The sequence below is a fragment of the Paradesulfitobacterium aromaticivorans genome, from assembly GCF_054657415.1.
In genome coordinates this window covers 283,614-304,836 of the sequence record NZ_BAAHYT010000011.1, presented here as the reverse complement: position 1 = coordinate 304,836, position 21,223 = coordinate 283,614, and the positions used below count along the sequence as shown (strand labels likewise).

At 47.1% G+C, this 21,223-nt stretch carries 19 protein-coding genes; 1 reads left to right on the top strand and 18 read right to left on the bottom strand.

Features of this window, described 5'->3' with window-relative positions; genetic code table 11:
- Positions 1 to 8: 8 nt before the first annotated feature.
- The 14 genes from ACYQ2N_RS18280 to ACYQ2N_RS18215 all read right to left on the bottom strand — a co-directional run bounded on the left by ACYQ2N_RS18280 (position 9) and on the right by ACYQ2N_RS18215 (position 13,820).
- Positions 9 to 1,382, bottom strand: a complete 1,374-nt coding sequence (locus tag ACYQ2N_RS18280; RefSeq protein ID WP_460000851.1) for a dihydroorotase — start codon at positions 1,380 to 1,382, stop codon at positions 9 to 11.
- Between the two features lie 91 nt (positions 1,383 to 1,473).
- Positions 1,474 to 2,160: an isochorismatase family protein gene (locus tag ACYQ2N_RS18275; protein WP_460000850.1), complete on the bottom strand. Its 687-nt coding sequence runs from the start codon at positions 2,158 to 2,160 to the stop codon at positions 1,474 to 1,476.
- Positions 2,161 to 2,254: 94 nt separating this feature from the next.
- Positions 2,255 to 3,616: an FAD-dependent oxidoreductase gene (locus ACYQ2N_RS18270; protein WP_460000849.1), complete on the bottom strand. Its 1,362-nt coding sequence runs from the start codon at positions 3,614 to 3,616 to the stop codon at positions 2,255 to 2,257.
- A 50-nt stretch (positions 3,617 to 3,666) separates the two neighbouring features.
- Positions 3,667 to 4,560: an electron transfer flavoprotein subunit beta/FixA family protein gene (locus ACYQ2N_RS18265; protein ID WP_460000848.1), complete on the bottom strand. Its 894-nt coding sequence runs from the start codon at positions 4,558 to 4,560 to the stop codon at positions 3,667 to 3,669.
- Positions 4,538 to 5,524: an electron transfer flavoprotein subunit alpha/FixB family protein gene (locus ACYQ2N_RS18260; protein WP_460000847.1), complete on the bottom strand. Its 987-nt coding sequence runs from the start codon at positions 5,522 to 5,524 to the stop codon at positions 4,538 to 4,540. The genes ACYQ2N_RS18265 and ACYQ2N_RS18260 overlap by 23 nt, the downstream gene beginning before the upstream one ends.
- A 12-nt stretch (positions 5,525 to 5,536) precedes the next feature.
- Complete coding sequence (locus ACYQ2N_RS18255; protein ID WP_460000846.1) at positions 5,537 to 6,046, bottom strand: 3-isopropylmalate dehydratase small subunit; 510 nt, start codon at positions 6,044 to 6,046, stop codon at positions 5,537 to 5,539.
- 5 nt (positions 6,047 to 6,051) lie between these two features.
- Positions 6,052 to 7,311: a 3-isopropylmalate dehydratase large subunit gene (locus ACYQ2N_RS18250; protein WP_460000845.1), complete on the bottom strand. Its 1,260-nt coding sequence runs from the start codon at positions 7,309 to 7,311 to the stop codon at positions 6,052 to 6,054.
- Positions 7,312 to 7,368: 57 nt separating this feature from the next.
- Positions 7,369 to 8,229 carry an isocitrate lyase/PEP mutase family protein gene (locus ACYQ2N_RS18245; RefSeq protein ID WP_460000844.1) on the bottom strand — a complete coding sequence of 287 codons (861 nt, stop codon included), beginning with the start codon at positions 8,227 to 8,229 and terminating at the stop codon, positions 7,369 to 7,371.
- Between the two features lie 10 nt (positions 8,230 to 8,239).
- Complete coding sequence (locus tag ACYQ2N_RS18240) at positions 8,240 to 8,944, bottom strand: ABC transporter ATP-binding protein (RefSeq protein ID WP_460000843.1); 705 nt, start codon at positions 8,942 to 8,944, stop codon at positions 8,240 to 8,242.
- The gene (locus ACYQ2N_RS18235) at positions 8,928 to 9,662 is read right to left on the bottom strand and encodes an ABC transporter ATP-binding protein (protein WP_460000842.1); all 735 of its coding nucleotides are present in this window, start codon (positions 9,660 to 9,662) and stop codon (positions 8,928 to 8,930) included. The genes ACYQ2N_RS18240 and ACYQ2N_RS18235 overlap by 17 nt, the downstream gene beginning before the upstream one ends.
- Positions 9,643 to 10,689 (bottom strand): branched-chain amino acid ABC transporter permease, encoded by a 1,047-nt coding sequence (locus tag ACYQ2N_RS18230; protein ID WP_460000841.1) that lies wholly within the window; start codon positions 10,687 to 10,689, stop codon positions 9,643 to 9,645. The genes ACYQ2N_RS18235 and ACYQ2N_RS18230 overlap by 20 nt, the downstream gene beginning before the upstream one ends.
- Positions 10,676 to 11,560, bottom strand: coding sequence for a branched-chain amino acid ABC transporter permease (locus ACYQ2N_RS18225; RefSeq protein ID WP_460000840.1), 885 nt, complete (start codon positions 11,558 to 11,560; stop codon positions 10,676 to 10,678). The genes ACYQ2N_RS18230 and ACYQ2N_RS18225 overlap by 14 nt, the downstream gene beginning before the upstream one ends.
- A 73-nt stretch (positions 11,561 to 11,633) precedes the next feature.
- Positions 11,634 to 12,854: an ABC transporter substrate-binding protein gene (locus ACYQ2N_RS18220; protein ID WP_460000839.1), complete on the bottom strand. Its 1,221-nt coding sequence runs from the start codon at positions 12,852 to 12,854 to the stop codon at positions 11,634 to 11,636.
- 177 nt (positions 12,855 to 13,031) lie between these two features.
- Positions 13,032 to 13,820, bottom strand: a complete 789-nt coding sequence (locus ACYQ2N_RS18215) for an IclR family transcriptional regulator (protein ID WP_460000838.1) — start codon at positions 13,818 to 13,820, stop codon at positions 13,032 to 13,034.
- A 764-nt stretch (positions 13,821 to 14,584) separates the two neighbouring features.
- Here ACYQ2N_RS18215 and dapB point away from each other — a divergent pair.
- Positions 14,585 to 15,490: a 4-hydroxy-tetrahydrodipicolinate reductase gene (dapB, locus tag ACYQ2N_RS18210; protein WP_460000837.1), complete on the top strand. Its 906-nt coding sequence runs from the start codon at positions 14,585 to 14,587 to the stop codon at positions 15,488 to 15,490.
- Positions 15,491 to 15,605: 115 nt separating this feature from the next.
- On the opposite strand, the gene ACYQ2N_RS18205 is transcribed toward dapB, so the two are convergent.
- The 4 genes from ACYQ2N_RS18205 to ACYQ2N_RS18190 all read right to left on the bottom strand — a co-directional run bounded on the left by ACYQ2N_RS18205 (position 15,606) and on the right by ACYQ2N_RS18190 (position 21,080).
- Positions 15,606 to 16,790, bottom strand: a complete 1,185-nt coding sequence (locus tag ACYQ2N_RS18205) for a CaiB/BaiF CoA transferase family protein (RefSeq protein WP_460000836.1) — start codon at positions 16,788 to 16,790, stop codon at positions 15,606 to 15,608.
- A 67-nt stretch (positions 16,791 to 16,857) separates the two neighbouring features.
- Positions 16,858 to 17,844: an aminopeptidase gene (locus ACYQ2N_RS18200; protein WP_460000835.1), complete on the bottom strand. Its 987-nt coding sequence runs from the start codon at positions 17,842 to 17,844 to the stop codon at positions 16,858 to 16,860.
- A gap of 134 nt (positions 17,845 to 17,978) precedes the next feature.
- Entirely contained in the window at positions 17,979 to 19,934 is a 1,956-nt protein-coding gene (locus ACYQ2N_RS18195) for a TRAP transporter permease (protein ID WP_460000834.1), read from the bottom strand.
- A gap of 153 nt (positions 19,935 to 20,087) precedes the next feature.
- Positions 20,088 to 21,080 carry a TAXI family TRAP transporter solute-binding subunit gene (locus tag ACYQ2N_RS18190; RefSeq protein ID WP_460000833.1) on the bottom strand — a complete coding sequence of 331 codons (993 nt, stop codon included), beginning with the start codon at positions 21,078 to 21,080 and terminating at the stop codon, positions 20,088 to 20,090.
- Positions 21,081 to 21,223 lie beyond the last annotated feature (143 nt).

Genomic DNA, 21,223 nt, shown 5'->3' with positions numbered 1-21,223 from the left:
GTTTAATCTTAGAGACTGCGCTTCAGATAGCGACCCCGTCCGGATTCAGCGGTAATCTTGCCGTCCTGGGCAATGACCTCCCTACGGCTGATCGTGTAGCGCGGCCACCCCTTGAATTTCATGCCTTGGTACACCGTGTAGTCACAACTGCCAAACACTTCAGGAGTTACTTCGCGTTCCCAATCCAAGTCAACGATCGCAAAATCCGCATCGGCACCAACCCGAATCCCTCCTTTTTGCGGCAGGTTCAGCGCTTGAGCAGTGTTTTGACTGCTCACTTTAGCCACAGTCTCCAGCGGAATACCTCGTTTATGGTACCCTTCGCTGATCAGGACCGGCAAAATTAGGCCTGCTCCGGGGAATCCGGGCATCGTTCCCCAGACATCTTTGCCTTTACTGTATTTCTTGTCCAAATTGCTCGGGCAGTTGTCAGAGCCAAGGGTCGTAATGAGTCCGGTGCGAATTCCTTCCCACAACTTCTCGGAATCCTGGGCCGTATGAATCGGCGGGTTAACTTTAGCCAATAAATTCGCTGGGGAGTTTTCCGTGAGTACAAGATAATGGGGGCAGGTTTCCACTGTAACTCCTTTTTCTATCAATTCTCTAGCCGTGTCGATAAAATCCACACTCGATCCTGCGCTCATATGCACGATATACATATTGCCGTCAACCAAACGATTAAGGTACAGTGCTTGCATCACCGATACCGTTTCGGCGTAATCCGGACTGGTGCGTGCGAAATACGCCAGAGTGTCTCGGGCATTCTCAGATTTGACTTCCGCCGCCACTTTTCTCTGCAAATCCATATCTTCACAATGAACACATAATGAAAGTCTAGATGACTTCTTCGCAAAATCACGCAGAATGAACATCATATCGGCAGAATCCAAGGTCAAAGGATCTTCCACGCCGAAAATTCTTTTGACATCATCCTGGTAATTTCTATAAAACTTATACGAAGTCACGCCAAAATCACGGGCATACTCTTCCGCTTCTGTCACATGCTGCTTCGTTAAAAGCCCAAGGCTAAAACCAAAATCAATCAGACTATGTTTCTCACCAACCTCGATCAGGTTCGGAACGCTTTCTTTATATGATTCCTTGCCGCGATAATAATTGACGATCGAGGTAATTCCGCCAATGGCCGCGGCCTTAGTGTCGGCTGTAAAATCAGTTGCCATGTCATTGTAGATTCCTAGGTGCATATGAGGGTCAATCACTCCGGGAAATACAGCGAGTCCGGTTACATTCAGTATCTGGGCAGCTTGAACTCCCGAATTCGGGGCGAAAATGCCTGCAATTTTTCCTTCCTTTACTCCAATGTCAGCCAAATCCACCCTATCCGCAAATACAACCTTAGCACCTTTGATTAAAAGATCCATCTTAATATCTCCTTTCCCTTACCTTTCCAAGAATTAGATGCCACCTTGCGGCTAGTACCGGGAAGCCCGGTAATTTATTGCTGGGAGGATCTTACTTCAGGCTTTGAAAGTAGTTAATAATATTCTCACTGTCAACGACATCACAATACTTCATCCACAGATCGAGCAAAGCTGCCTTATGGGACAGTTGAATGCGGTCATACACGGCATCCTCAATCATGGCCACATTGTAGTTCCGCGTCACCGCGTCCACCGCAGTTGCCCGGCAGCAGCCACTGCTGGAGCCGCCGACAATAATAATCGTATCAATACCAAGCTTAACCAGATAGCTCTGTAAAGGAGTGCCATAGAAAACGCTGGCATAAGCCTTGTCAATCACTAATTCATGGTCCGCAGGAGCTAGCTCGGAAACGATTTGGGTCTCTGAACGGCCATCAAGGTATTTGGTTTGGTCACGATTGGTTTTGGTCGCAAACCCATCAAAGGCAATCGTCTTCTTTTGCACATTCCGTGAATAAAAGACAGGAACTCCGGCCTCACGGGCGGCTTCACGCACGCGCTGAATATTGCGGATTGCTCCCCATGCAGCAGACCCACCGCCCGACGGCCAGCGATCAAGTTGTTGTTCGATCGGCACATCTTCCCCGACATAATTCGGCTGCACATCAATAATCATGAGCAGAGGTTTCTGCCCCAAACCACGACTTTTGCCGTAACCACCTTTTTCAATGACCAACCTGTCAACATCAGTAAGAAGATCTTCCCAAATCCTTGCCATTTGAAATTCCTCCTTCAAAGATAATTTATTTAGGGCCTGGATTTTCTGGCCTATTCTGAACCATCGGATAAACAGCATCCGGATTCTACCGCGATCAGATATGTTCAGCCGCATGCCGGCCCGCGATGAAGCCAAACCCCAGTGCCGCCAACAACCCGTTGCCCGACATATATCCTTTGGGCTTACGGCCTGAAACGCCTACCGCTGCTCCTCCCCCTGCATATAAATTGGGGATTGGCACTCCAGCAGTGTTTAACACCTGGGCATTGACGTTGATCTTTAAGCCACCCTGGGTATGGAATAATGCTGGCTCTACCTTGACACCGTAGAACGGAGGGGTCAGCCTTCTGGGAAACCAAGTCCTGCCAAAGGAGTCTTGACCCTCCTGAACAGCCTGGTTGAATTGGTCTAAGGCAACGGCCAGACCGGCTTCAGGCAAGCCCAATTTTTGCGCCAGCCCCTCGGGCGTATCTGCTATCTTTAACCCGTTTAACTGGGCTAGATTTTTATAATCCTCAAGAGTCAGTAGATTTTGATGTATCTCTTCGTCCATGATGTAATAGGCAATCTTTCCGGGCTGCTTCATCACCTCCAGGGCATACTCGGAATAACCCTCAGATTCATCCCCAAATCTCTCACCCAACTGGTTGACCAGGAAGCCGCCGCTCATGACACCTCCCCAGCTAACCAGTATTCCGTGACTGGAAGCCACTGAGGCATGCCCCTGGAAACAAGTCATATTCTCCAACTGTGCTCCTAGTTCTATTCCCCACTGGATGGCATCCCCCGTGTTGGCTTCATAGCCAAAATACAGGATATCCGCCATTTCCGGGATATATTGCTTCACCATCTCCTTGTTGCCGCCAAAGCCATTACTGGCCAGAATGACCTTTTTCGCTCCAATCCTTTGCATGCCATTAGGAGTACGGGTTTCCACACCGATAATTTCCCCGTTGTCCCCGGTTATTAGCTTCGTAACCGGTGATTGGAGCATCAGGTAAATATCTTCCCGTTTGGCCACTTCACGCCGCAGTTGGTTAATCAGATCCAGCCCACCTCTGGATTTGGGCGCATGCATCCGATGATGGCTGTGGCCTGGCCAGTTAAATTCCGTGAACAGGGACAGTTCGATATCGAGCTTGTCTACCATCCACTCCACCAGCGGGCCGGAGGTACGGCAAACTGCCAGGGTTAACTCCGGATCACTTTCATGTCCGTTCTTTTTGAAAATATCAGCCGCCATTTGTTCCGGAGAATCATCTATTCCCGCCTCTCGTTGAAAGCGAGTGCCTGCCGCTGGAATCATCCCGGCGCTGCTGGCAGTATTCCCCAGTACATGTTCGGTTTTTTCCAGAACAACAACCTCAGCCCCTAGCTCTGCTGCAGCCAAAGCAGCGACCAACCCGCAGCCACCGGCTCCCACCACTGCAACATCAACCTCTGCATCCCAATTCATAAGCTTCCCTCCCAGTCCAACCAGTTCTTTATTGCCCCATGACTTTGGGATTATACAAGTCCTTCTTTTTTCAATAATTCATAGACTCCGGCAGCCCCACCCTGACTACCCTCCGCCACATTGCTTTTCTTTCTTTTGACCCCACCCGCGAGTATCATTTTCATTCTGTCCGCGGCAGACAGTGAACTGTCCGGCGTAAAGATCTTCTTTGGTTTAGGTCGGGCACCTGCTAAACGCAAAGTATGACTATAAGACGCTAAAGCTTGAATATCTGAACGATCAAGTTGGAGCTCCGCCAGACCGAAAACTGGGATCTCCGCCTGCTGAGCGGCTAACCGCGCCGGAAGTGTAGGATAACGGGGTTCTTTTCCCCTGCCCATAGATAGCACCGCGGGCAAGGGACATTCGTACACGAGCCTATTACCTTTTTCTCCCCGGCAGGTTACTTTTAGGTTTGTTTCCGCAATCGTCTCTATTTGAACGACCCTTGAAAGGACGGGCCTTGCTAAAAAATGTCCCAAATAGTTCCCCACCAATCCTGATGCGCTTGCACTCGATTTATCCCCGCACAGCACCAATTGGAATCCGCGTTTTTCAATCCAAGCAGCAAGTATGCGGGCGGTTACGATTGAGGGTGTAGGGAAGAAACCTTCCAGTCCCTCATCCCACAGACGCACCGCATCATCAGCTCCCAGGCTTAAAGATGCACGCAATCCTTCCTCGTGCGCCTCAGGTCCGACCAGCACAACCGTGACCTTAGCTCCCCAGCGGTCTCTCCACGCGAGAGCCTCTTCCAGAGCAAAAAGGTCAAAACTACCTACATCGTAAACAGTCTCCTCCTTGGTGGAGAACTGACCACCTTCAACAGCGAGAGGGCCTGCCCGATGCGGCCAGTAACTGATTGGCACCGCAATCTCCATTTTATGCTCCCATTGGCCTGGCATTTTCCTTGCCCTCCCTTATCCGCTTAATTAACTCCGGCAGTACCTCGTGCACATCGCCAACTATTCCGGCATCGGCAATCTTAAAAATAGAAGCATTCTTATCCTTATTAATCGCAATTATTTTCTTAGCGTCACGCATGCCGAACGCATGCTGGGTTGCGCCTGAGATTCCACAGGAGATAATCACGCTCGGAGCAACAATTTTTCCGGTCTGCCCAATCTGCCGCGTCAGGGGAATCCAGCCGTTGTCCCGGGCCACTCTGGAGCCACCGACAGCAGCCCCAATGAGTTCAGCCAGTTCATAGATTCGTTGAAATCCTGCGGCTGAACCCATGCCTCCCCCGCCATCCACGATAACTTCAGCTTCACTCAGGTCCACCGTCCGGGGATCTGCCTTTATCTCTTCAAGAAATCGAATTAGATTTGACCGTTGGCTGGGTGGGCGTAGCTTTTGAACATTGCTATTCAGACCTGACCGCTTCTTGACATTGACCAACCCTTCACGCCATGTCGCTAAAACCGGTCGCTCCTGTGCGGATGTAAGAAAAGCGCTTAGACGTTCCCCGTACCAAAGGCGCTCAAAAAGTAAACTGTCCTGCTCAAGCGAAACACTAATGCAGTCGGGGAAAAATGGCATTTGGTAGCGCAGCGCCGTCTTAGTTAGAAGTCCCCTCCCAAACAGAGTTTCTGCTGCCAGAACTAACCCTGGTTGTTCGCGTTCAATTAGCTCACCTAAAAACTCTGCCAAAGATTCTCCCGAAGCACTTTCCGGCCATTCTTCCGTAAGATAAATCGATTGAGGTCCAAATTCCGTCACTTCTTTAACCAAATCTTCCGTGTTCGGCGCAAGTACGATGGCCGCAGCAAGTACCCCTCCCTGAACATTCCCGGCTGCGGTAAGAATCTCGCGGGAACCCTCGCGCATACCGTGGTCATCCCCTTCTACCACAACCCAGATATGCATTTCTCGGCCTCCTTACCCATTGGCACTACTTTCCTTAGCCAGTTCTTGTTCCAGATATGGAACCAACCCGCCGACTACGATCAACTGCTGTATATGTTCAGGCAGGCGGCTTGCCTTGTAAACTTGACCTTGGGTAAGATTCCTAATAACCCCGTTTTTCATATCGATCTCCAGCTCGTCGCTCTGAAGGATCTTATGAGCTTCTGGACACTCCAGTACCGGCAGACCCAAATTAATCGCATTGCGGAAAAATATCCGCGCAAAAAACACAGCCACAACAGCACTGACTCCAGCATACTTAATGGCTGCGGGGGCGCTCTCCCGACTCGACCCGGAGCCAAAATTAGCGCCTCCGACCACCATATCTCCGGGTTTGATTTTTCCCGGCAATTCCGGATCAATCCCTTCGAACACATGTTTAGCCATCTCTTCATTGGGCAATTTTAGATACTTGCCTGGGGCAATCACATCGGTATTAATATCGTCTCCGAACTTCCAGACACGTCCTCTAATGATCTCCATCTGCTTCAGCTCCTTATGAACTCCCTTGGATCAGAAATCTGACCTGTAACAGCGGACGCAGCCACAGTAGCAGCTGATGCCAAGTAGACCTCGGAATTACTGCTTCCCATACGCCCGCGGAAGTTGCGATTGGTTGAGGAAATACAGCGTTCGCCATCACTTAATACGCCCATGCTGAGCCCTCCGCACGGACCGCAGGCACTGGGCAACAGGGTGGCCCCGGCATTCAGCAGGATATCTAAAACCCCGTCGGCTAAGGCTTGCTTTAAAACTTGTTGGGAGGCCGGAGCCACTAATAATCTTGTACCTGTTGCAATTGACCTCCCCTTAAGTATGGATGCCGCCGTCGCTAGATCATGATATTTCCCACCAGTGCATCCACCGATAAATGCCTGATCAATGGTGATACCTTGCAGAGAACCTGCAGATGTAACATTATCCGGGCTATGAGGGCAAGCCACCAATGGTTCAAGGTCTTCCGCCTTATTGATAAGAATCTGACCGTACTCCGCATCCGGATCACTGTAAACAGGGTCGAAGTCAACATCCCTGTCTTTCATATGAGCGCGCACTGTATCGTCAGGTTCAATTATCCCTGTCTTAGCTCCCATTTCGATCGACATATTTGTGAGAATAATTCTCTCATCAAGTGCTAAGTTCGTTACGGTTTCTCCGCTAAATTCGAGCACTTTGTAAGTAGCTCCGGCAGTGCCAAGCTGTTTAAGATTGGCGAGCACCATATCTTTGGCAAAAGTCCCCACGGGCAATTTGCCTTCCCAAATAATCTTTATCGTTTCCGGAACCCGTAACCAAGTACGCCCGGTAACTAAAACTCCCAGCATGTCCGTTGAGCCCAGTGCCACCACCATTGCACCCATGGCACCGCCGGTGCAACTGTGCGAATCCCCACCGACCATTAGAATTCCGGGCCTGACATAGCCTTTCTCAATCGGTACAATATGACAGATTCCTTCAAACTCATGAAACTTGTGAATGCCGTGTTTCTTCACCCAAGCTCTGGTAACACTTTGAATACGGGCTTCTGTTTCATTGCTCGGCGGAACGAAGTGATCTGAGACAATCGTAACTTTGTCCGGATCCCAAACCGGCACTCCCAGGTGCTCAAGATTGTTAGCTATTCTTCTTGGTCCGCCGGAATCTTGCATCATAGCCATATCCACATTGGCCCATACCAGTTCGCCCGGACGTACTGTCTCCCGGCCACTGGCTCTGGCCATAATCTTCTCCGTGATTGTTAAGCCCATACTCCCCCCCCTTTTTTCTATTTCTGTCAGATTAATTTTGTTTTTATACTTTTCCCATTAACCTTGGTACTTTTTTTCCAATTCTCTCCACTGGGCTAATCCAATAATGTCATTCACCTTGTCGAATAAAAACATCTGCTCAAACTCCCCTTGAGTCGTACCCGATTCTTTTAGGGATCTCATAAGATTGCTTACTGCTCTAGCAATCACTCTAATCGCTGAATTAGGATAAATAACGATTTTATAACCCATTTCCGCTAATTTCTGATTTGGCAATAATGGAGTTTTGCCTCCCTCAACCATGTTGGCTAAAGTAGGTGCTTTTATCTTACTGTTGAGTTGTCGCATTTCTTCGACTGACTCCGGTGCCTCTACGAAAATAACATCTGCTCCGGCTTCTCGGTAAAGCTGGGCTCGCTCTATCGCGCTCTCTAGCCCCAGCACAGCCCGTGCATCCGTTCGCGCCACGATCATAAAATCCCGATCTTTACGCGCGTCTACAGCGGACTTAATCTTGTTAACCATTTCGCTTGCTTCAATCAGTTGTTTTCCTGCCAAATGACCGCATTTTTTAGGCATCACTTGGTCTTCTAACTGAATAGCGGCAGCACCGGCTTTTTCATAAGCCCGCACTGTGCGGATAACACTTAAGGCATTGCCATACCCGGTATCTCCGTCCGCAATCACCGGAATACTTACTGCCTCGCAAATATATTCAAGTCTGCTAACCATTTCACTCATTCCGAGAAGGCCGAGATCCGGCCCAATGCTGGTGTAGGCAACCCCTGCGCCTGTAAGATAGAGGGCAGGAAACCCAGTCTGCTCGATTATTCTAGCTACCAGAGCATCTGCGGCACCGGGGGCTACGATTAATTCGTCGGCTTCCAATAAATTGCGCAGTTGGGTTGTTGTTCTCATAAGAATCTCCTTACATCCCTAAATAAGCCTTTTTGAGGTGTTCATCATGCAAGAGTTTCATCGCGGGACCACTAAGAACGATGCGCCCTTGTTCAATTACATAACCCCGGTCTGCCATTCCCAGGGCATGATGGACGTTTTGTTCCACGAGAAGCAGGGTAACCCCTTGCTCTTTTATTTTCCGGATTATTTCGAACATCGTTTGAGTTAACAGGGGCGATAATCCGATTGAAGGTTCATCGAGAACAAGAAGCTTAGGTGCTGACATTAGTCCACGCCCAATTGCCAGCATCTGTTGCTGTCCCCCACTTAAAGTTCCTGCCATATTACGGGCTTTAGTTTTGAGATCAGGCAGCATTTCAAAGACAAGTTCGAAGTTTTGCTTCTTTTTTTTATTAGCGTCTTTGGTATAAGCGCCTAATTCCAAGTTTTCCATTACAGTCATAGCCGGAAATAGTTTCCTACCTTCCGCAACCTGAATTAATCCTCTGGCCACAATTTCGTCCGGAGCAAGCCTGGTTATGTTATCCCCCATAAACAGAACTTCCCCTGATTTAGCCCGCACTAGACCGGAAATCGTTTTAAGCAGGGTAGTCTTGCCTACTCCATTGGCTCCGACCAGGGAAACCAGTTCTCCTTCTGTTACTTCCAGCGTGACACCTTGTACCACCACCGTGTCGCCATAACCTACATAAAGATCATTGATTGTGAGCAAGCATCGCCACCTCCCCTAAGTAAGCTTCGGCAACTTTAGGATTATTAACGATCTCTTCAGGGGTTCCTTCGGCCAACTTTTCTCCATGATGAAGAACCAGAACCCGGTCAGATAATTTCATTAAAGCTGCCATAATGTGCTCGATCATGAGGACGGTAACACCATCCTGTCTGACTTTTTGCACCAAGTCCATTACCAGACTAACTTCAGTTGGAGTAAGTCCGGCCATAACTTCATCCAGGAGTAAAAGACGGGGGCCGGTCGCCAAGGCCCTGGCCATTTCCAGCCGACGCTGATCGCCTATAGTTAATTCCTTTACTTGAGTATCTTTCTTATGGTTCAGCCCGACAAATGCCAGATAATGTTCGGCTATTTCGGTCGCTTCAGAATAACTTTTGGCCCTATTAAAAGCACCCACCATGACGTTTTCCAAAGAGGAGAGTTTGCCGAATGGCTTGACAATCTGGAATGTCCTTGCTAAGCCTTTTTTACATATTTCGTGTGGGCTAAGGCTGGTAACATCTTGTCCATTAAACACGACCTGACCTCCATCGGCACGGTAAAATCCGGAAAGCATATTAAACAGAGTAGTTTTACCCGCGCCATTAGGCCCAATCAAACCAAGGATCTCCCCTTGGTTTATGGTCAAATCCACCTCTTTGACAGCCACCAGACCAAGAAATTTTTTAGTTAAACGACTAGCTGAGAGGAGTGTCATGAAGATTCTCCTCCTTCCTTGTCAGCATTGATTTACTTTGTTTGACTTTTTTCTGGGAACGCCTATTTTGGATCCAACCCATAACCCCTTCGGGAAGGTAAATAATTACGATAATCAAAATTAAACCGTAAACCATCAAATTCATGCCGCTGTAATTCGCAAGCAAGGTGCCGGTAAGCTCGGAAATAGGTGTGAGAACAAGAGACCCTAGAATAGGTCCCCAAACCGTACCTACTCCTCCGATAATGGCAGGAATGATGGCGTTAATTGAGACCTCTGACCCAAAGACCAAATGGGGGTCAATATAGGAAAAATACTGGGCATAAAAAGTTCCTGCTAAAGCAGTTAACGAGGCACTGAGAGCCAGGGCCACAAGTTTATAACGGAAAACATTCACACCTAGCGCCGCGGCCGCATCTTCGTTCTCCCTAATTGCTACAAAATACAGTCCTAAGCGCGTCCGGGAAATATAGCTTAACAGAACAGTCAACGAGACTAGCAATGCCACAATTACGTAATAGAAGTATACTTTGTTAGTAAATTGGAATACAGTCCATTCTGAAGAGATAGGGATGAGTACTCCCATAGCACCCTTGAAAAACGGTGTATTGGTAAAGATTGCACGAAGTATTTCTGCGAACGCCAGGGTCGCAAGCGCGAAATAATGTCCTTTCAAACGATAACGAAAAGATAGGTAACCAATAATCAGCCCTATGACACCAGCCACTACTGCCCCTGCGATCATCCCCAGCCAAGGGGAAACCCCGGCATCTACGAAAAGCAAAGTTGAGGTGTAAGCTCCCAAACCAAAAAAGGCTGCGTGACCGAAAGAAAATTGCCCGGCATATCCACTCATTACATTCCAGCATTGAGAAAGATAGGCACCATAAGCCGCCATGATTAATAAATTAAGCAAATAGCTGTTGACGAACCATGGCAGCACCAACAAGATTAGCATTACGGGAAGGCCCCAGCTTAACAGGGCTCTTTTTCTACGAACTGAAACAATATTTTTAGTGTGAGCCACTGAGACGCCCCCCTCCGAACAAACCTGTCGGCCTTAGCAAAAGCACAAGCACGAAGATACCGTAAATCACTAAGTCATTCCAGCTACCTGTGAGAAATAGCCCGCTAAGAGATTCAGCCAAACCGACAATCAGGCCTGCGACCAACGCCCCCCAAAAGTTACCTAGACCACCCAGGATGGCCACGACAAAGGATCTCAGGAGGAAAACCGCGCCAGCTCCCGGGGATGTGAAGAAAAATGGTACAATGAGTGAACCTGCCACACCTGCGCAAGCCGTTCCAATTCCAAAGGCGATCGCGTTGATGTTTTTAACCTTTATTCCGACCAGACTTGCTCCGTCCCGCTCTTGAGAAGTGGCGCGGATAGATCTTCCTAATGCGGTTTTGTGTAAAATCAGGAACAAGACTACAGTCAGAATTAAAGCAAACACAAAGGCTAAAAGTTTAGGCTTATTCAGGGACACATTGCCCAGTTGAATAGCAGTCTCTAGACCTGGAACCGTTATACTTCTAAAATCCGGCGACCAAAGGAAGAGAGCAAGATTCTCAATGAACAACATAACTCCCAATGTCAGGAGCAGTTGATTATGTTGGGGGGCTTTTATAATTTTATTCAACAAAAATCTTTGCATCAGCCACCCAATAGCAAACATAACTACAATACTAACCGGAATGGTCAAATAAGGGTTGATGCCTAACAACGCAAACAACCAGTAGGTAACATACATCCCCAGCATCATTAAAGCTCCGTGAGAAAAATTGACGATTTCCATAACGCCAAAGATTAATGTCAGTCCTATGGCAGTAACGGCATAAACACCACCCATGAGAATCCCGTCAGCGGTTGCCTGTATTATCGCCGCTCCACTCATCTTTTCCCTCCGTTCATTCTACATTATCAGGCTGGGAGCGGACCTTGTTCCCCGCTCCCAGCTTCTTGTTGTGCTATTTCAAGGGGAAAATCAGCTTAGCTTGGGCATACTTCTCGGGGTAAACAACGACTTGCCTTCCGTTTTGGATCTGGACAAGTACTGCTTGGGCGTTGACATTCTCACCTTTGTCATTAAATTTAATGGCGTCTTGAGGAAGGATATGGTTGGTAAAATTGGTTTGGGCGAGAGCATCCCGTACCTTAACTTTCTCTGTAGAGCTTGCTCTCTCTAATGCATCAGCCAAAACCTGGATCGCTGTATAACCAAACATCGCATGCGGACTCATGTTATCGCTAAATTTATCTTTGTACGCTGCAAGAACCTTTTCAGAGGATTGGGCATTAGGATTCCAACGGTAATTTACGTCCATCAGCCCTTCCGCACCTTGGCCCAAATCCTGGATTATCTTCGGGTCGCTGATCGCTCCATTGGCTATCCCTACAATTCCCTTGAATTTGAGATTACGTTCACGGATTGTTTTAATTAACAAAGCCTGATCCCGATAATAACCCACACCAACTACCAAATCAGGGTTTAACCCGGCCAATTTTGTTACTTCAGAGCTTAAAGTAGCAGTGCTAGCCGCATAGGGAATGTCTCCGACCATAGTTAGATCAGCTTTAGCAATATTTTTCTTGACATAATCAGCAAAGTAAGTCCCGAAAAGTGAATTTTCGTGAACTAAGGCAATTGTCTTAATATCAGGAGTTTTAATCTCTTTCATGTAACGTAAAAAATCCTCGCTAAAAGTATCAGCATTAGGCTGAATGCGGAAACTGTACTTAAAGCCACGCTCTTGAATATTCGTGGTCGCTGCTACGGTAATTAAAAATGGAGTTTGCGCTTTCTCCGCTTCCTGAGTAGCGGTTACGGTTGAACTACTGGTATATGTCCCTATTAAAGCTACCGCACCCTCGCGGATAAGCCGTTGAGCCTCACTCGAAGCCTTATCCGGCAGGCCTTGGCTGTCTCCCACCAGAAGCTTCAATTTAGCTCCGCCTAAGGATTTAATTCCGCCTGCTGCATTGATTTCATCTACAGCCAATTGCGCTGCATTGGTGATAGCTTTCCCCTCATAGGCCATGCTTCCGGTCATGGGGTGGATACTCCCGACCAGTATTTCCTTCGCTTGGGATTTGCTATCATTGTTCGCAGTCTGTGTCCCGCATCCTACAAGGCTTCCAACCATAGTAAACACTAAAACTACCGCTAAGAGCCACTTGAATCTTGACATTTGTTAAATCCTCCTTTTTCCCTCTAGTACTCCCTTTTCCTATGCTTTTTTCTATAAAAACACTTGTTCCAACCACCCCCTTAAATACCTACACCCCGCTCTTTCGCATTGTGTTCGATACGGCGCAACAGCGTTCTATTTTTACAGTAAAAAGAGAACCCGCTTACCTTGTAATAATTAAAACCCTTTCCATCCGAGCCTGATCGAGATATTCCTGGCCGTAGCCACCACCTGCTCAATCAGCATTTGTAAACGTTCGCTGGTGAATCGCGACTCCGGACCGGAAATGCTTAGCCCAGCGATGCATATTCCCTCATAGTTGCGAATTGGCGCAGAAACTGAAGCCGAACCGATGTTTCTTTCGCTATGGCTCACCGCATAACCCCGTTCCCGAATAAGAGCCAATTCTTCACGCAGCTCCTGCGGTTTAATGGGACTTCCCTGTACCGTTAAGCCTAACACTTTTCCCTTTATGATTCTTTCTGTTTCTTCCCCAGACAAATGAGCTAACAACAACTTCCCGGAACCGGCCAACCACAGAGGATTGCGTCCACCAATTTGCACAAAATTTCTTACAGCCTCAGTACTCTCGACTTTTTCTATACACACCCGTTCATTGTTATCAACGATATTCAGGGTAATTGTTTCTCTGGTGTTAGCGCTCAACTCACGCATCAATGGTAACGCGACATCCCTAACTTCAAGCCCGGACACAACTGCGTACCCTAAATCAAACAACCTAAAACCCAACCTGTACTTTTGATTTTGTAAGCTTTGAATTACGAAACCCCTCTCTTCAAGGGTTTTGAGAATTCTATGAACGGTGCTCTTGTACATCCCAAGTTTAGTGGAAATTTCTGAAATCCCCAGTTCCGGCTCATTTACGGAAAAACAACACAAGACATCAATTGCCTTATCGATACAGCGAACAGTACTTGGGCTTTCCTTTTTCTTCTTTGCTTGCATATATAATTACTCCTTCAGACTTAATATCCTAGAACTGTTCCGCGGGGTAGAACTTAGTTCTATTTTCTTAACAATTAAATATTAACAACTTTTCATAATTGTCGCACTCTTTTTAGATTTAACGGTACAAATTTTGGAGTGAATGGTCGTTTTCTGCACTTGAACGGTACCTGTCCATATATAGTTAAGTTCATTTGTACAATCTTAAGTTTCGCACCCCTTAAAAAAGAAAGAGAGAACCCCTATTTCGGTTATTAGGGCTCTCTCTTGAGCACTGTCACACTCCAAATCCACCGGATTTGGGCCCGTAAAATATGTTGTGGTCTTAGCCATAAGTTCGTACAAAATTACTAAATCTCTCTGTCACACTATCACACTTCACTCTATCACACTTATAAAGGTTGTAGTCTTTACATATATCCCCTAAAAAATAAAGTGCCTACCATAATCTGCGAATCCAGATCATTGTAGGCACCATTGCCTCTTTCTCATTGAGTTTATTATACTACCCTCTACGGAGAATCTCCAGTAGTCTTAGTCAAGAACATTGTATACATAAATTGAGTGTACTACCAAAATTATTACAAGTTCTTCTCGATAAGTTCGTCTTTTATCCCGACAACTAATCCATCTAAGGATTCATAATCGTTTACTCGTCAAAAATAAGCCATTTTGAGCAAAACTATATTTATTGACAACAGACAACTTTATCACTATAATTAAGTTGTAACCTGTGATAGTCAAAAAAGGAGGGATCTCGAAACATGCTAAATGTTTGTTTGATTGGTTTGGGAAGAACAGGAAAAGAGATCGCAAAGATCCTTTTGCAGCAAGAAGACACGAGACTGGTAATGGCTGTCTGCAGTGAACACAGCACTAAAGAAGGCAAGGACTTAGGAGAAATACTTAACATACAGACAACAGGGATAGTAGTCGAGAATTGCAACAAGCTTGAACAGAACATCATTGAATATAAACCTGATGTGGCCATTGATTTTTCAAATCCGGAAGCCACCTTGAACAATGCTGAAGTTTTAGGGAAACAGAAAGTTCCGGTTGTAGTTGGAACCACCGGTTTTAATGATTTGCAAAGCCGGAAACTAGTGTCCTTAACGAGACAATACAAGATTGGTATTTTGCACGCTCCCAACATTACAACCGGAGTAAATGTTTTAATGGTGTTGACAAATCTTGCCGCAAGCATTTTGGAAAACTACGATTGCACCATCACTGAATCTCATTTTAAGAACAAGAAAGATGCCCCTTCCGGTACCGCCATTAAAATCGCCAAAGAAATTGCGAAAGCAAGGTCAAATACCACTGCCGTCCATGATCATGACACCAGTGATATTCCGATTCATGCCATCAGGGCCGGGGGCATCATCGGGCACCATAAAGTAATTCTGGCCGGGGAATTTGATAAAATCGAAATATCCCATGAATCATTTGCCAGAACCGCTTTTGCGATGGGAGCTCTTAAAGCTGTAAAATTCATTAACAACAAGGTCGGGTTTTACGAAATGGATGATGTATTGGATCTCAAAAACGTGATCATGAGATACCTGGAACGGGAAAGCACGATTCGGAAGCAGCGTTATCTTAACTTTGACAGTAATTTTCTTGGTCTTTCGACCCAAAATGAAGATGAGTATGTGGAGTCTGCCTATTAGGGTTCGCCCAATGTTACTTGCCTTACCTGGTGCACTATAGTAATAAACTGAATGATAACAAAAGAGTGCTCAATCCCTGTAAATAACGGGAATGAGCACTTTTCATTTTGTACGCTTAGATAACGCCTTCTTCCTTCAGCGCCAGGATCTCGTTCTCAGAATACCCCAGACTTATAAGGATTTCTTGTGCATGTTCCCCCAAGAGCGGAGGATGAAGTTTATACTCTGGCGGGGTTAACGAAAGCTTAATCGGGCTTCCCAGTACTTTAACCTTCCCGGCCTTCGGATGCTCCATCTCCACAATCATGTTACGGTGCTTAACTTGGGGATGGTTTACAACCTCTGAAATGTCGTTCACCGGGCCGCATGGGACTTTGGCTTCTTCAAAAATCTTCAGCCATTCAGCAACGTCTTTTTGGATGAACGTTTCGTTCAGGATTGCATTTAACTCATCTCGATGTTTTACCCGCATAACATTGGTGGCATACTTAGAATCATTTGCAAAGTCAAAATTCATACCTTTGCAGAAACGCTGCCAGATCGCGTCATTCCCTACCGCCAAGATGAAGTATTTATCTTTGGCTTTGTACGCCTGATAAGGAACTATGCTTGGATGAGCGGTCCCCATGCGCTTCGGCATCTGCCCGTTGGCCAGATATGCGGCTGCAACGTAAGTAAGCCAGGACACTTCGGTATCAAGCAGGGATACATCCACATACTGCCCCTGGCCGCTTTCTTTCTTCACTAAAAGGGCGGAAAGAATTCCCAACGCTGCATACATGGCTGCTCCCAAGTCAATTAAGGCTACCCCGATCCGTACCGGATTGCCGTCTTCCTCCCCGGTGAGTGACATAAGCCCGCCAATCCCCTGCATCATGAGATCAAAGGCCGGGAAGCTTTTGAAAGGACCGTCCTGCCCAAAGCCGGAAATCGAGCAATAAATCATATCCGGCTTCACTTTGCGTACTGACTCATAATCAACGCCCAGGCGTTCGACCGTTCCCGGCAGGAAGTTTTCGATGATTACATCACATTCTGCTGCGAGCTTTAATAATATTTCCCTACCCTTCTCGCTTTTCATGTCAACAGTGATGCTTTTCTTATTCCTGTTAATGCTCAGATAATACGTGCTTTCCCCTTCTACAAAAGGTGGTCCCCAGGCCCGGGTTTCATCCCCTTTACCCGGCATCTCCACTTTAATGATTTCTGCGCCCAAATCCCCCAAAAGCATGGTGCAATATGGACCGGCCACGACCCTGGAAATGTCAAGAACTTTTACTCCTGCAAGGGGGAGATTCATACACTTTGCGCCTCCTTGGCATAAACAAATTTGAATAATTTCGAGTACCCATTGCGAATTACTCCAACTATTTTTCGAAGACTACGACCCCGTTGTCCACGATGAGCTTGCCATCCATCTTGACAGTCGGTTTATACACTACCATGTCCATATGAACCGGAGAGTAAACCGTACCACCATAGCTGACATTGGCTCCGATCGCAACGTGCACCGTTCCGCGGGCCTTTTTCTCCTCTTCGAAATCCCCATTGTACAGACAGTCGGGATTAAGCCCAATACCGAATTCTGCAATATTTGTAGCATTTTCCACATCCGCAAAAATTTGATTTAGGCGACGTGCAGCGACAGGATCACCCTCACAGCTCATTACCCGGCCATTCTTGATTTCGAGACGGACAGGTTCAGGATGGCTGCCGATATAACAGATGGGTCCGTCCACCACCAACGTCCCGTTAACCGTCCCCTCATCCGGTGCCTGCGAGACTTCGCCGTCGGAAAAGGCCATCTGCATCCCGGGTTTATGCGCTTTTCCACACTCGACATAGACCACGTTTGAAATATTACCCTTCAGATTAGTCCCTAGGGGGCTCGTAATTTCAATCGTTTTGCTCTTACGCCACAAAGCTGACAGACGTTCTCCCTCAGCAAAAAGGCTTTCATAATCAGCTAAGGCTCCACCCTGAATCCAGTTGATCATATCGCGCATGACCATTGAATTATGCCGGATTTTCCCATCCCTCAGCAAATCCCAGATTTTTTGGTTGTAAATAGAGGCACCGGAAGTGCGAGTAATCCCGATACTTACATCTGCGCCTTCGTAAGCCTTTTCAATTATTTTCGAGACGTTGGTGGATTTCTGTCCAGGCATCCGGCTGGGAGTCATGCATATTACATATTCTGCCCCTGTTGCCTGCACAGCGCCTGCCAAAGCATAAACCATTCTCATGTCGGTCGCGGTGTCACACACGATGATAACTTCTTCTCCTGGTTTAACTTCCATCAACTGTTTAATAATGCGGTCTGCCTGTACTGAAGCCTCGATAATTTGACTCATTCCCTTTTTCCCCCTTAAAAATATTGATTTTCTGAAATACATATTTCACCTAACTTGAGTATATGAAATTATATTTTCAGCATTTGGCAAAAAATTTTTGGCATATCTTGAACGACAACCTGAATTTTATGTCCTTATTGTGATATATAATCTGCCTGATCCTTCATTCTGGCATTTCTAAACCGTCCTAACATCAACATTAATCCAACAAGCACGATCCCGATGATGTCAGTTAGCGTTCCCGGATCAACTAGCATCACGCCGCCAACTATTAAGACAATCCTCTCCCACCATTTTACCGGTCCGACCAGATATCCGCTTAAGCCGCCGGCAAGTCCGACCATACCTATCAAAGCAGTTATCAAAGCTTTGACAATCTCTAAACCTGTGACATTAACCAACACCAGAGCAGGAGCGGTCGCGAAAATGTATGGTACAAGGTAAGCAGCAAATGCAAGCTTGGTGGCGTTAAACCCGGTTTTCATGGGTTCAGCCCCGGAGATGCCTGAAGCGGCGAAAGCGGCCAAGGCTACCGGCGGAGTGACATCAGCCAAAATTCCAAAATAGAACACGAAGAGATGGGCGGCTATTACCGGCACCCCGACAGCCATTAAAGCCGGAGCCGCTATCGTTGCCTGAATAATGTAATTGGCCGTTGTGGGCACACCCATGCCCAGAATTAGAGAGGCAATCATGGTGAAAAACATTGTTAAGTAAATGCTACCATGAGAAAGAGAAACGATACCGGTTGCTACCTTAAGCCCCACTCCGGTTAAAGTCACAACCCCTACCAGGATTCCGGCAGTGGCACAGGCCACCGCTACCGGCACCGCTGATCGTGCTCCTTCGTCGAGGGCTTCAAGGAATTCCCTGAAGGACATTCGCGTATCTTTGCTAACAAAGCTTACCAAGATTGTGAGGAGAATTCCGTAAAAGGCAGCTTTCATCGCTGTTTGCCCGGTAGTCAGGAAGTAGACAATACCTACAATCGGGAGCAGCAAGTACCACTTCTCTTTTAGAAGTTGTGAGGCACGGGGCAGATCGCTTTTTGGTATCCCCTTAAGCCCGGTTCGTTTAGCCTCTAAGTGAACCATAATGAAAACTCCGGTAAAGTACAGGATGGCTGGGATTGTTGCCGCAGCAGCGATTTTAATATACGGTAAACCAGTAAACTCAGTCATAATGAATGCTGCCGCTCCCATGATCGGGGGCATCAGCTGTCCTCCGGTTGAAGCAGCGGCCTCAACCGCGCCCGCAAATTCCTTGCGGTAACCGATACTTTTCATCAAAGGGATCGTCACTGAACCTGTGCCTACTACATTAGCCACCGAACTCCCGGAAACCGTGCCCTGTAAGGCACTGGCAATAACAGCAGCCTTAGCCGGCCCCCCGCTATAGTGTCCGGTGACGGAAACAGCCAAACCTGTAAGCCAATCGCCGATCCCGGTTTTGCGGAGGAAAGTGGCAAAGATCATGAAGAGGAAGATAAATGTGGAGGAAACGGCAATCGGGACTCCAAAAATCCCTTCAGTTGACAGGAAGCTGTGCGTGAGAATCCTGGTAAAGGTAAAACCGCGATGTCCCATTAAGCCTGGCACTAAATAGCCAAAGTGTCCATAGAGCAGGAAAATGATAGCTAAGCTGAGCAGTACCCAGCCAACGACCCTTCTAACTGCTTCCAGCACCAACAGAACTCCCAGAACACTAACGACCAGATCTAGGTGGGTATAGGCTCCTGCCCTCATCGTCAGCGGCTCATAGAATATTACATGGTAGCTGGCAACCAAAGCCGAAAGTAAGGCCAACAGATAATCATACCAGCGAATTTTGTTGCTGCGATCTTGGCGTTTTAAGGGGTAAAGGAGAAATACTAAGACCAAAGCAAATCCTAAGTGAGGTGCCCTTTGCAGCGTAGGAGGAAACACCCCCATCGCGGCAGTATAGAGCTGAAGCAAACTCCAAATTATGGCGAGAACCGCTACTACCCGGGCCATAGGTCCCCGTAGCCGCCTAAATGCGGATTCACGGTCATATTTAGCCATCAATTCCTGCTGCTGCTCCTCTGAAAGAGTTTCCACATTAGTTGCCATACTTAACCCCCCTTCCAAATTTGGATCCCATAGATCTTAAGATCTTGCAGATTTAGATGTGACGCTGCATGCCACAGCCCTATACATACAGCGTCTTTCCAACTTAAAGACTTTCCGACTTACATGACTGCACCCAGGCGAAATTCGTTCTGTTTAGGATGGGAGCTTTACTCCTTTTTCTTTGTAATACTTAATGGCTCCAGGATGAAGCGGAGTTGTGACCCCTTGCAAAGCATTTTTCAGCAGGATCTCTTTCCCCATGTTGTGCTGCTTGGCAATTTCTTCATTATTTTCATACATGATCTTCGTCAAGTTGTAGACCGTATCCTCATCTAAATCGGCGCGCGCATAGAGTACAGATTTTAGGGAAACCGTTTGAACGTCTTTAGTCACACCTTTATAAGTATTGGCGGGAATGGTATAAGGGGCTACCAGAGGAAACTTAGCCATCAGTTCTTCCAGCTTCGGACCTGTAATTTCTAAGAAACTGATAGCCTTTGTCGTACTGACATCTGTAATGGCTGAGGCCGGCACCGCCAGAACATTCCAGGCGGCATCCAGATGCCCGTCTTTGAACTGGTCAACCGCATCCGCAAAGGTTGCGTAGATCGGAGTATAGTCCTTGTTGAAATCCAGTCCATACACCTGGAGAATCGCTTTAGTCGTCACTTCCGTTCCGCTGCCGACCGGACCGACCGCAACTTTTTTGCCTTTAAGACTGCTAATTTCTTTAATATCGCTATCAGCGGGAACAAAACCCTGTAAAACCTCGGGATAGACTGATCCAATCGCCAAGAATTTCTTTTGGGCTCCTTCTTTGAAAGATCCGACTCCTTTATACGCGTCATCGGCAACATTGTTCATCGCTAAGGCAATGTCAGCATCCCCGCTGTTAAGCAGGCGGACATTCTCCACAGAAGCGCCGGTGGATTGAACCGTAACATTGACCTTGTTGTCATGAGCGTTCCACACTTGGGCCATGGCCCCACCCAGCGGGTAATACGTACCTGCTGTGCCGCCGGTTGCAAACAGGAGTTCCTTCTTCTTGGCCGGAGCAGACGAGGAATCTGTGCCACCGCCACATCCGCTTAAGGTCAAAGCAAGCAATGAGATTCCGGCGAGAATAGCAATCTTTCTCTTGTTCATTCTTTTACCCCCTTCTTATTTTATGAGTGCCTATGAAAATATTATTGCACCATTTGAAGTATTTTGCAATATTTTTTTCGTCAATATTATAAATGTTCTGAACACTACTTACGAAAGAAAGACAATATATCATAATTCTGTAT